The 11664-nt window shown below is 71.9% G+C and carries 10 protein-coding genes; 2 read left to right on the forward strand and 8 right to left on the reverse strand.

All coding sequences use genetic code 11. The features are described from left to right. Positions 1-90: 90 nt before the first annotated feature. Entirely contained in the window at positions 91-1113 is a 1023-nt protein-coding gene (locus tag ABZ923_RS39490) for a P1 family peptidase (protein ID WP_361482640.1), read from the reverse strand. A 41-nt stretch (positions 1114-1154) separates the two neighbouring features. Next, a complete protein-coding gene (locus tag ABZ923_RS39495; RefSeq protein ID WP_361482643.1) occupies positions 1155-2393 on the reverse strand; it encodes a low temperature requirement protein A in 1239 nt (412 codons plus the stop codon). Positions 2394-2515: 122 nt separating this feature from the next. Between ABZ923_RS39495 and ABZ923_RS39500 the strand changes: the two genes are divergently transcribed. Next, positions 2516-2692: a hypothetical protein gene (locus ABZ923_RS39500; protein WP_361482646.1), complete on the forward strand. Its 177-nt coding sequence runs from the start codon at positions 2516-2518 to the stop codon at positions 2690-2692. Positions 2693-2765: 73 nt separating this feature from the next. On the opposite strand, the gene mscL is transcribed toward ABZ923_RS39500, so the two are convergent. The 6 genes from mscL to ABZ923_RS39530 all read right to left on the reverse strand — a co-directional run bounded on the left by mscL (position 2766) and on the right by ABZ923_RS39530 (position 8486). Next, positions 2766-3251: a large conductance mechanosensitive channel protein MscL gene (gene mscL, locus ABZ923_RS39505; protein ID WP_361482649.1), complete on the reverse strand. Its 486-nt coding sequence runs from the start codon at positions 3249-3251 to the stop codon at positions 2766-2768. 138 nt (positions 3252-3389) lie between these two features. After that, complete coding sequence (locus tag ABZ923_RS39510; RefSeq protein WP_361482652.1) at positions 3390-3962, reverse strand: hypothetical protein; 573 nt, start codon at positions 3960-3962, stop codon at positions 3390-3392. 141 nt (positions 3963-4103) lie between these two features. Then, positions 4104-4937 carry an S-methyl-5'-thioadenosine phosphorylase gene (locus ABZ923_RS39515; RefSeq protein WP_361482655.1) on the reverse strand — a complete coding sequence of 278 codons (834 nt, stop codon included), beginning with the start codon at positions 4935-4937 and terminating at the stop codon, positions 4104-4106. A 99-nt stretch (positions 4938-5036) separates the two neighbouring features. Further along, positions 5037-5336, reverse strand: a complete 300-nt coding sequence (locus tag ABZ923_RS39520; RefSeq protein WP_361482658.1) for an FmdB family zinc ribbon protein — start codon at positions 5334-5336, stop codon at positions 5037-5039. 67 nt (positions 5337-5403) lie between these two features. Further along, complete coding sequence (locus ABZ923_RS39525) at positions 5404-6702, reverse strand: MFS transporter (RefSeq protein ID WP_361482661.1); 1299 nt, start codon at positions 6700-6702, stop codon at positions 5404-5406. A gap of 278 nt (positions 6703-6980) precedes the next feature. After that, positions 6981-8486 (reverse strand): potassium/proton antiporter, encoded by a 1506-nt coding sequence (locus ABZ923_RS39530; RefSeq protein WP_361482667.1) that lies wholly within the window; start codon positions 8484-8486, stop codon positions 6981-6983. A 225-nt stretch (positions 8487-8711) separates the two neighbouring features. Between ABZ923_RS39530 and ABZ923_RS39535 the strand changes: the two genes are divergently transcribed. Further along, positions 8712-11570 (forward strand): penicillin acylase family protein, encoded by a 2859-nt coding sequence (locus ABZ923_RS39535; protein WP_361482664.1) that lies wholly within the window; start codon positions 8712-8714, stop codon positions 11568-11570. Positions 11571-11664 lie beyond the last annotated feature (94 nt).

Raw genomic sequence — 11664 nt, forward strand, 5'->3', positions numbered from 1 at the left:
AGACTATCTAGGAGCTGAGGTCCACCACTTACAAACCGTCCACGGCCGCGCCCGCCCTCCGGGCGGACGGAGGGACTTTGCGGACACGACCTAGCGGCCGTACAACTCCCCGTACGACGGCCACACTCCGCCCGGCCCGTCCACCGACTCGGCCGCCCGTACGGCACGTACGATCGCGCGCGTCACGAGGTCCGCGCCGGCGGCCAGGACGTCGTTGAGCGCCAACGGGTGCGTGCCGAGCGGCCGGGCGCCGGTCGCGAGGGCGAACACCGTGTCCCCGTCGTGCAGGAGGTGCACCGGCCGGACGGCGCGCGCGATGCCGTCGTGCGCCGTGCCCGCGAGCTTCTGCGCCTGAGCCTTGGTGAGGTCCGCGTCCGTGGCGACCACCGCCAGCGTCGTGTTGAGCGGTGGCGGCGCGTTCCCGGCGTCGGTCTCGTCCAGGCGCCGGCGCGCGGCTTCGTGCACGCGCTCCTCCGGGTACTCGACCCGCCCCTGGAACAACTCCCCGTACAGCACCCCGGTTTCCGGATCCAGCACCGACCCGGCCGCGTTGGCGACCACCAGCGCCGCCACGGTGATCCCCGAGGCGAGCACCGTACTCGCGCCGCCCACCCCGCCCTTGAGCCGCCCGGCGACGGCGCCCGTGCCGGCGCCGACGCACCCCTCGGGCACCCGCGCGCCCGGCGCGTCCGCCGCCGCGGCCTCCACCGCCGCGCGTCCCGTCGCCGCGTCCGGACGGGCCCGGAAGTCGCCGCCGCGCCCCAGGTCGAAGACACACGCGGCCGGCACCACCGGCACCACATGCGCCGGGTCCGCCCCCACCGGCACCCCGCGCCCCCGCTCCTCCAGCCAGGCCATCACCCCGGACGCCGCGTCCAGCCCGTACGCGCTGCCTCCGGTCAGCACGAGCGCGTCGACCTTCTGCACCACGTTGCGCGGGTCGAGCGCGTCGGTCTCCTTGGTGCCGGGGCCGCCGCCGCGCACGTCCACGGCGGCGACGGCGCCGCCCTCGGGTGCGAGGACGACCGTGGTGCCGGTGAGCCAGCCGTCGCCGCGGCGGGTGGCGTGCCCCACCCGCAGCCCGGCGACATCCGTCAATGCGTCAGCTGTCATGGACGCCAGTCTGGCCCAGCCGGCACGCCCACCCGGGGGACTCAGCCGGCCGAGGCGGTGGCGCCCGGCTCGCGGTCCCGGGCGGCCGTCCGCGCGGTCAGGGCGACGCCGGTGGCCACCGCGGCCGCGCAGACCAGCCCCGCCGCGAGCACCCCCCACGCGCGCAGGAAGGTGCAGCAGATCACCAGCAGGGCCGTGACCGGCAGCACCAGCTGCTGGGCGAGGCCCACCTTGAAGTGGCGGGAGTGCAGCGCCCACACGGTCAGCAGGTACAGCGCCGTCGGCAGGGTGACCGCGGCCGAGGCGGACAGGGCGGAGATGTGCGCCTTGCCGACCGCCTGCTCCACGGCCACCTCCAGGCCCGCGCCGATCGCCGCCGTCGAGGCGAAGACGAGATAGTGGCCGTAGCCCCAGACGAACGCCCTCCGGCTGGAGCGCAGGTGGCCGTGGATCGGCACCACGAAGTAGATCCACCACGCGGAGAACACGATCAGCAGGCCGCCCGCCGCGATGGGCAGCAGCTCGCCCAGCGCGTCGTGCTCGTCCACGCCCGACTTCACGGCCACCGTGGCCGCGGCGATCGTCTCGCCGAGCACGATGATCGTGAACAGTCCGTACCGTTCGGCGATGTGGTGCGGATGCCAGGAGGTCTCCTGGGCCCTCTCCGCGTACAGCGGCACGCACAGTTCCACGATCGCCATCACCAGGAACACCCACGGCCGGGTCGGCTCCGGCAGCAGCACCAGGCCCAGCCAGCCGACCTGGCACAGCAGGACGCCGTACGCGTACCGCAGGGCCGTGGTCCGCTCCCCGCCGGTGGCCGAGCGCGCGACCCTCAGCCACTGCGAGGCCAGCGCCAGCCGCATGATCAGGTAGCCGAGCCAGACCAGCAGGAAGTCCTGCTGCGCGGCGGCCCGGGAGATGCCGGCGGCCAGGACCAGGACACCGGCGATCTGGACCAGGGTGACGACCCGGTACAGCACGTCGTCGTTGTCGTACGCCGAGGCGAACCAGCTGAAGTTCATCCACGCCCACCAGATGGCGAAGAACGCCATCGCGTAGTCGAGGATCCCCTCGCCCGCGTGCCCTGCCGCGACGGCGTGCACCAGTTGCACACCCGCCTGCGCGATCGCCACGACGAAGCACAGGTCGAAGAAGAGCTCCAGCGGAGAGGCGACGCGGTGGGCCTCGTCGCGGCCGCGCGCGGTGAGCCGTCGCAGGGGGCCGGAGGGCTGGGGTGCGCCCGAGGGGGCGGGCGCCGGGGTGGAACTCGACGTCATGGTCCCAGCACAGCAGAAAACACCCGCGAAATCTTGTGAAGGCGTTCACGAGCGGGCCGGGGTCGCCGGGTGGGGCGAAAACCCCAGGCGGGGCGGCCCGGCGGGCGCCGTACCCTGGAGGCATGAGCAGCGCCCCCGAGCCCGAGCCGCGCGATCCGAAGCCCGCACTGGTCTTCGACGACCCCCTGGACCAGCAGTCCTCGGACGACACCGACCGCGGGTGGGGCGACCGCCCGAGCGGCGACAGCGCCGCCGACCTCAGGCGCTTCCTCGACGAGAAGCCGCCCCACCACCTCTGAGCCGCCCGCGGGAGCCGTCGGACCGGCCCCCGAAGGCGCCGGGCGGCCCGCCGGGCCGCCCTCGGGAGTGCCGCTAGCGGTCGCCGTGCCCCGACCCGCGCTGGGCGACCAGCGCGTCGCGGATCTCCTTGAGCACCTCCAGCTCGGACACCTCGACGACCTCCTTCGTGCCCTCCCGGGCCGCCTTCCGGGCGGCCTGCCGGGCCAGGTACTTCGACATCGGCAGGACCATCAGGAAGTACACGACCGCCGCGGTGATCACGAAGGTGAGCGTGGCGCCCAGGACGGAGCCCCACAGGATCGGCACCCCGCTCTTGACCGTGCCGTCCGCGCCGACCTTGCACGGGTCCTTCAGGCACGAGCTGTAGTTGTCGAGGTTCTGCGTGCCGATCGCGCCGACCAGCGGATTGATGATCCCCTTCACCACCGCGTTGACGATGTTCGTGAAGGCCGCCCCGATGACCACCGCGACTGCCAGGTCGACGACGTTGCCGCGCATCAGGAAGGCCTTGAAGCCGTGCCAGACGCTCGGTTCCTTCTTCTCCTTCTTCGCGCTCACCTGGGGGCCTCTCCTCGCGTGCACAGGGTGTGGAACGAAACGCTCCGCAACCTACGGCACGGCGCGGTAGGCGTGTCCAGTCCCGCGGCACGCTCGTGGGACTCGACAGCGGACCGCCGACGGCGCGTACCAGCCGGTTCAGCACAGCGTCACCGCCAGGCGTGCGGTGGCGCTCGCGCCGACCAGCCGTGCCGCCGTGGCACGCGGCACCGCCAGCACGACCAGCGCGCCGCTCTCGGTCGCGCCGTCCAGGGGCTCGGGCACCCTCGTCACCCGTACCCCGCGCGCGAGCACCCGGACTCCGCCGGCCGGCGGGTCCGCCGCGGCGATCACGTCGACGCGGTCACCGGGCCGCAGCAGCCGCACCGTGGCGGCGTCGGCGATCCGCACCGGCGCCGTCACCACCTCGGCCACCGGATGCCGGTGTCCGGGGTCCGCGGTCCGGTGGGCCCGGGGCCGCTCCGCGCCGTGCGGTGCCGTCCCGGTCCGGGGGCCCGCGGCCACCAGCGCCGCCGCGGTCACCGCGAGACCGGCCGCGACGGCCCGCCGGCGATGCCGTACCAGCCGCTGCAGCGCATACCGCCCGCCGCGCACCCGCACCGGGTCGAACGAGGGCACCTCACAGGTCGGCGGTGCGTCCGTGCCCAGCGGGCGCGGCAGCCGGAGAGGAGGAAGAGGGGGCGGGGTCGGGGGCGAGGAGGGCGTGGGCATGGGGATCACCGCCTGCGGCGAGGAGTTCGGCTTGCGGTCCCACGATGAGGCCCCGCGCCGGATCCCGCCGGGGCCGGTGGACCACCGGCCGCTTGTGGACAACTCACCCACCCGAACGAGACGTTCCGCTCCCCGCGCCGCCTACGGCAGCACGAACCCCGGATCCATCCCCCCGAGCGCGTTCACGCACAGGCAGTCGCGCCCCCCGGTCTCCGGCAGTGCCGCCACCGCGTCGAACAGCACGCCGCGCAGCCGGTCCACGTTGGCCGCGAACACCCGCAGCACCTCCTCGTGGGAGACGCCCTCCCCGGTCTCGGCGCCCGCGTCGAGGTCGGTGACCAGGGTCAGCGAGGTGTAGCACAGCTCCAGTTCCCGGGCGAGCGCGGCCTCGGGGTGGCCGGTCATGCCCACCACCGACCAGCCCTGTGCCTGGTGCCACAACGATTCGGCGCGGGTGGAGAACCGGGGTCCCTCGACCACGACCAGCGTGCCGCCGTCCACCGGCTCCCAGTCCCGGCCGCGGGCGGCCTTCAGCGCGGCGGCCCGCCCGGTGGGGCAGTAGGGGTCGGCCATGGACACGTGCACGACGTTCGGCACGGTGCCGTCGGGCAGCGGCAGCCCGTCGAAGTAGGTCTGCGCCCTGGATTTCGTACGGTCCACCATCTGGTCCGGCACGAGCAGGGTGCCCGGGCCGTACTCGGGGCGCAGCCCGCCCACCGCGCACGGACCGAGAACCTGCCGGACACCGACCGAGCGCAGGGCCCACAGGTTGGCGCGGTAGTTGATGCGGTGCGGCGGCAGGTGGTGGCCGCGGCCGTGCCGGGGCAGGAAGGCGACCCGCCGGCCGGCGATCTCGCCGAGGAAGAGGGAGTCGCTGGGCGCTCCGTAGGGGGTGTCCACCTGGATCTCGGTCACGTCGTCCAGGAAGGAGTAGAAACCCGAACCGCCGATTACGCCGATCTCTGCGTTCGCCATGACCAGCACACTAGCGGGCCGCGAAACCGCGGGGGAGCCGGTGCCGGGGAACGCCGAAGACCCTGCCGTCGCGTGACGGCAGGGCCCGGGTGAGAGTTCTCAGGCGGCCGAGCTGCTGGTGGAGCTCGACGAGGACGACGAGGTCGAGGACGTCGAGGAGGACGTCTTCGAGTCGGACGACGAGCCGGCCGGCTTCGACGCCGGGGTGCTGCTCGACGTGGAGCCGCGCGAGTCGTTGCGGTAGAAGCCGGAGCCCTTGAAGACGATGCCGACGGCGGAGAACACCTTCTTCAGGCGGCCCTTGCAGCTGGGGCACTCCGTCAGGGCGTCGTCGGTGAACTTCTGCACCGCCTCAAGGCCCTCGCCGCACTCGGTGCACTGGTACTGGTAGGTCGGCACTGTCTTCCTCCTGGCACTCTCACTCGATGAGTGCTAACGACGATCCATAGTGACGTATTCCCGGGAATCAGTCCACCGTGACGGGCACGCGGTGACCGACGCCACGCGCGACCGTGCGGTTCGGCTGCCGCGGGACGAGCCGGGAGCGCAGCGTCACCAGGGTGGCCAGCGCCAGTACGGTGCCGGCCATCGGCACCAGGAATCCGGCGCCGTCCCACAGCCGGTCCTCCAGCTGTCCGGCGACGGTGACGGCGGCGGCCTGGCCGAGCGCGACGGCACCGGTCAGCCAGGTGAAGGCCTCGGTGCGGGCGCCGGCCGGGACCAGGCTCTCGACCAGCGTGTAGCCCGTGATCAGCGACGGCGCGATGCACATGCCGACCAGCAGGCCGAGCGCGGCGAGCAGCAGCACCGAGTGCGCCGTCCACAGGGCGGACGCCGCCAGCGCGAGCGCCGTGTAGCCGATCACCAGGCGGTGCTGGGGAGCCGCCTTCCAGGCGATCGCGCCGCAGGCGATGCCGGACAGCATGTTGCCGGCGGCGAAGACGCCGTACAGGACGCCGTTCAGGCCGGGCTCGCCGATCGACTCGGTGAAGGCCGCGAGCGACACCTGCATGCCGCCGAAGACGGAGCCGATGCCGAGGAAGGTCACGACCAGCACGCGCACGCCCGGGACGCGCAGGGCGGAGTCGTGCCGCACGCGCGCGTGCCCGTCCTGCGCGGACACCGGCGGCTGGGTGCTCTTCTGCGCGGCGAACAGCAGACCGCCGACGAGGGTCAGCGCGGCCTCGGTGACCAGGCCCGCCGACGGCGTCACGGTGGTGCACAGCGCGGTCGCCAGCAGCGGGCCGAAGACGAAGGTCAGCTCGTCGGTGACGGACTCGAAGGCCGCCGCGGTGGTCATCAGGGGCGAACCCTGGAGCTTCACGCCCCAGCGGGCCCGCACCATGGGGCCGACCTGCGGCACCGAGGCGCCGGTCGGGACGGCCGCCAGGAACAGCGCCCACAGGGGCGCGTGGGCCAGCGCGAGCGCCGTCAGGGACAGGCCGGAGACGGCGTGCACCAGGACGCCGGGGAGCAGGACGGCACGCTGGCCGTAGCGGTCGGCGAGGCGGCCGCTGTAGGGCGCGAACAGCGCCATGGAGACACCGGTGGCGGCAGCGGCGGCGCCCGCGGCGCCGTACGAGCCGGTGGTGTGCTGGACGAGCAGCACGATGGAGATGGTGAGCATCGCGAACGGCTGGCGCGCCGCGAAGCCGGGCAGCAGGAACGTCCAGGCGCCGCGGGTGCGCAGCAGTTGTCCGTATCCGGGGCGGGAGGACGCCGGCGAGGTCTTCTCCGGTGCGGTGGTGGTGACCGTGGATCCCACGGCCCGTGCCTTTCTGCCGCCTGGTAGCGCGGGCCCCGTGCGGGCCGGGCGCCGAGAGCTGTCCTCTTGCGCGGACTGCGGTAGATACCGGCGCCCACGAGGGTGTGGGGGGCGACACGGCCGCCATACGGTCGCGCCAGCTCTGCGTCAGGCAGAGTTGGTTCGATCAGGGTGCGCCTTCATCGTACAGGGATCACTGCTTGCGCGACTGTGAAAACGAGCACCATGGAGGCGGCCACCTGGGATTTCATGGGGTGTGAACGGTACGAAACGCCCTCTTAACGCGCGCTGTCGGCCCCGTCGGTGCCCAGCCAGCCGGCCAGCTTGCCGCCGAGGGCGACCGCGCGCAGGCGCCGTTCCGCCGCGTCGCGGACCGGGTCGGTGGCGACGACCAGCAGCTCGTCGCCGTGCCGCAGCACCGTCGTGGGCATCGGGACGAACGATTTTCCTTCCCGCACGACCAGGGTGACGGCCGCGCCGGGCGGCAGCCGCAGCTCGCTGATCTCCACGCCGTGCATCCGGGAGCCCTCGGGGACGGAGACGGACAGCAGGTGCCCGCGCAGCCGCTCCAGGGGTGCCGATTCGATGCCGAGGTCGGAGGCCTCGCCCTGCTCGCCCAGGCGCAGGGTGCGGGCCAGCCAGGGCAGGGTCGGCCCCTGGACGAGGGTGTAGACGACGACCAGGACGAAGACGATGTTGAAGATGCGGTGACTGCCGGCGACCCCGTTCACCATCGGGATGGTCGCCAGGATGATGGGCACGGCGCCGCGCAGGCCCGCCCACGACATCAGGGCCTGCTCCCGCCACGGCACCCGGAACGGCGCCAGGCTGCCGACCACGCTCAGCGGGCGGGCCACCATGGTCAGCACCAGCCCGATGACCAGGGCGGGCCAGACGTCGTCGCCCAGCTCGTGCGGGGTGACCAGCAGGCCGAGGACGACGAACATGCCGATCTGCGCGATCCAGCCGAGCCCCTCGGCGAAGCCGCGGGTGGCGGGCCAGTGCGGAAGCCGTGCGTTGCCGAGCACCATCGAGGCCAGGTAGACGGCGAGGAAGCCGCTGCCGTGCCCGAGGGCGCCGGCGGCGTAGGCGGTGACGGCGATGGCCATCACGGCGATCGGGTAGAGACCGGAGGCGGGCAGGGCCACGTGCCGTAGCCCCCAGGAGCCGAACCAGCCCACCGCGATCCCTATGGCCGCGCCGATGGCCAGCTCCAGGGCTATCTCGCCGAGCAGGACGTACCAGTGCTCGACCGGGCCGGCCGTGGAGAAGGCGACGACCAGGATGACCACCGGGGCGTCGTTGAAGCCGGACTCGGCCTCCAGCGTGCCCGTCACGCGCGCGGGGAGGGGAATTCTCCGGAGCACCGAGAAGACCGCCGCCGCGTCCGTCGACGACACAACCGCGCCGATGATCAGCGCCTGCCGCCACTCCAGCCCGACCAGGTAGTGCGCGCCCGCCGCGGTGACCCCCACGCTGATCGCGACGCCCACCGTCGCCAGCACGGCGGCGGACGACAGGACCGGCCGGATCTCCTTCCACTTCGTGCCCAGACCGCCCTCGGCGAGGATCACGACCAGGGCCGCGTATCCCATGACCTGGGTCACCGCGACGCTGTTGAAGTTGATGTGCCCGATGCCGTCCTGGCCCATGAGGACGCCGATCCCCAGGTAGACGAGCAGGCTGGGGAGCCCGCTGCGCGAGGAGATCCGGACGGCCGCGACGGCGACGAGCAGGACGACGGAGCAGACGAGCAGGAGCTGGTTGAGGTGGTGAACAGTCAGCGGGCGTTCCTCCTCCGAGAACGAGGCGGGGAATCTCCGGTTACTTCGTTACCTTACCTAACTCTTGACGCTTTCTTGACGTTCACGAGGCAAGATCGAACGCTCGTGCGCGCTGGTTCCCGACTCCGCGTCAAGCGGGACAGGGCCCTGCGCCTATGGTTGCTCCAGCGCTCATTCAAAGTCACAGCCCGACCTGCCGCTCGCGTTAGGACAGCAAGGACAGCGATGCCCCCCAACACCACCGCCACAACGGGTGACACCGCCACCACGGGTGCCACGTCCGTCAAGTCCGGCAGGAAGAAGGGGCGCAGAGCCCGTCTGATCGTGCTCGTGCTGGTCCTGGCCATCGTCGGAGGCATCGCCTACGGCGCGTACTGGTCGATCAGCACGGTCCGCGCCTCCTTCCCGCAGACCACGGGTTCGATCAAGCTCGACGGCCTGTCCGGGCCGGTCGACGTCAAGCGGGACGGCTACGGCATCCCGCAGATCTACGCCTCCTCGGACGAGGACCTGTTCATGGCGCAGGGCTTCGTCCAGGCGCAGGACCGGTTCTACGAGATGGACGTGCGCCGGCACATGACCTCCGGGCGCCTGTCGGAGATGTTCGGCAAGGGCCAGGTCGAGAACGACGCGTTCCTGCGCACCCTCGGCTGGGACCGGATCGCCCAGCGGGAGTACGACACCAAGCTGTCGCCCGCCACGAAGAAGTACCTCCAGGCCTACGCCAAGGGGGTCAACGCCTATCTCCAGGGCAAGGACGGCGAGGACATCTCCCTGGAGTACGCGGCGCTGGGCTTCACCAACGACTACAAGCCGGAGAAGTGGACCCCGGTCGACTCCATCGCCTGGCTGAAGGCGATGGCCTGGGACCTGCGCGGCAACATGCAGGACGAGATCGACCGCGCCCTGATGACCAGCCGCCTCGGCCCGCAGCAGATCCAGGACCTGTACCCGGCGTACCCCTACGGCCGTAACAAGCCGATCGTCCGGGAGGGTCAGTACGACGATCTGACCAAGGCCTTCCAGCAGAGCGGCGCCACGGGCTCCACCCAGGGGACGACGGGCGGCACCCAGGGCACGACCGGCAGCACCGGCACCCAGGGCGCGGCCGGCGGCGCCACGGGCTCCTCCCAGGGCGCCACGGGCACGACCGGCTCCTCCGCCTCGGCCGGGACGGGATCGGGCCTCACGAGCCAGCTGGGCGGCCTCTACCGCGTCCTGGACGACCTCCCCACGGCCGTCGGCGTGAACGGCCAGGGCATCGGCTCCAACTCCTGGGTGGTCGCCGGGAAGTACACCGTCAAGGGCAAGCCGCTGCTGGCGAACGACCCGCACCTGTCGGCGTCCCTGCCGTCCGTCTGGTACCAGATGGGCCTGCACTGCCGGACCGTCTCCGGCAAGTGCCAGTACGACGTCAGCGGCTACACGTTCGCCGGCATGCCCGGTGTGATCATCGGCCATAACGGCAAGATCGCCTGGGGCATGACCAACTCCGGGGTCGACGTCACCGACCTCTACCTGGAGAAGGTGAGCGCCAACGGCTACCTGTACGACGGCAAGATCCGGCCGTTCAAGACCCGCGAGGAGACCATCAAGGTCGCCGGCGGCAAGGCCAAGACGATCGTCGTCCGCCAGACCCAGGACGGGATGCCGCTGCTGTCCGACCGCGACGACGAGCTCGTCGAGGTCGGCAAGAAGGCGACCGTGAACACCGCGGCACCCGACCGGGGCGACGGCTACGGCATCGCCCTGCGCTGGACCGCCCTCGACCCGGGCACCTCCATGGACGCCGTGTTCGCCCTCGACAAGGCCGCGGACTGGAAGGACTTCCGCGCGGCGGCGGCCCTGTTCGACGTGCCGTCGCAGAACCTGGTCTACGCCAGCACGGACAACCACATCGGCTACACGCTGCCCGGCCGGATCCCCACGCGCTCCGCCAAGGACGACGGCTCCGTCCCGGCGCCGGGCTGGGAGTCGAAGTACCGCTGGACGGGCTTCGTCGAGCAGGACGAGCTGCCCTACGAGTACGACCCCGAGCGCGGCTACATCGTCACCGCCAACCAGGCCGTGGTCGACCCGAAGAAGTACCCGTACACGCTGACCACCGACTGGGGCTACGGCACCCGCAGCCAGCGCATCTCCGACCTGATCGAGTCCAAGATCAAGGACGGCGGGAAGATCTCCACCGACGACATGCGGCAGATGCAGCTGGACAACAGCAGCGAGATCGCCAAGCTCCTGGTGCCCAAGCTGCTGAAGATCAACCTCGACGACCCGGACGTCCGCGAGGCGCAGAAGCTGCTGGAGGGCTGGGACTACACCCAGGAAGCCGACTCCGCGGCCGCCGCGTACTTCAACGCCGTCTGGCGCAACGTCCTCAAGCTCGCCTTCGGCAACAAGCTGCCCAAGGAGGTGCGTGTCAAGGGGCAGTGCCTGTGGGTCGACAAGATCGACAGCACCGGCCCGGTGGACGACGACACCAAGGTGCGCGAGTGCGGCCAGCGCGACGCCGACCAGGCGCAGCCGGACGGCGGCGACCGCTGGTTCGAGGTCGTGCGCACCCTGATGGACAAGCCGGACAGCGACTGGTGGAAGACGCCCAAGTCGGGCACCCGGCCCGGCGCCGAGAACCGTGACCAGCTCTTCGCGCGGGCCATGATCGACGCCCGCTGGGAGCTGACCGCCAAGCTCGGCAAGGACATCGACACCTGGAGCTGGGGCCGCCTGCACCGGCTGTTCCTGAAGAACCAGACGCTCGGCACCGAGGGCCCCAAGGTCCTGCAGTACATCCTGAACCGCGGCCCCTGGAAGCTGAGCGGCGGCGAGGCCACGGTGAACGCGAGCGGCTGGAACGCCGCCGGCGGCTACAACGTCGTCTGGGTGCCGTCCATGCGGATGGTCGTCAACCTCGCCGACCTCGACAAGTCCAAGTGGATCAACCTGACCGGCGCCTCCGGGCACGCCTTCAGCGCGCACTACACGGACCAGACGGGCAAGTGGGCCAAGGGCGAGCTGCTGCCCTGGTCGTTCTCGGCCAAGGCGGTGGACCAGAGCACGAGCGACACGCTCGTCCTCGAGCCGTGACCCGGTGACGGCACAGCGCTGAAAACGGCCCCCCACGCGCGCGTGGGGGGCCGTTTCGGGGTCCGGCGGCGGTTCGGATGAGCGCACGGCGGAA

The organism is Streptomyces sp. NPDC046881, assembly GCF_040645015.1.
Classification (GTDB): domain Bacteria; phylum Actinomycetota; class Actinomycetes; order Streptomycetales; family Streptomycetaceae; genus Streptomyces.

Bases quoted from the DNA above. Each gene is read 5' to 3' on its own strand.
- ABZ923_RS39490 (WP_361482640.1), bottom strand. From the start codon at position 1,113: ATGACAGCTGACGCATTGACGGATGTCGCCGGGCTGCGGGTGGGGCAC.
- ABZ923_RS39495 (WP_361482643.1), bottom strand. From the start codon at position 2,393: ATGACGTCGAGTTCCACCCCGGCGCCCGCCCCCTCGGGCGCACCCCAG.
- ABZ923_RS39500 (WP_361482646.1), top strand. From the start codon at position 2,516: ATGAGCAGCGCCCCCGAGCCCGAGCCGCGCGATCCGAAGCCCGCACTG.
- ABZ923_RS39510 (WP_361482652.1), bottom strand. From the start codon at position 3,962: ATGCCCACGCCCTCCTCGCCCCCGACCCCGCCCCCTCTTCCTCCTCTC.
- ABZ923_RS39515 (WP_361482655.1), bottom strand. From the start codon at position 4,937: ATGGCGAACGCAGAGATCGGCGTAATCGGCGGTTCGGGTTTCTACTCC.
- ABZ923_RS39535 (WP_361482664.1), top strand. From the start codon at position 8,712: ATGCCCCCCAACACCACCGCCACAACGGGTGACACCGCCACCACGGGT.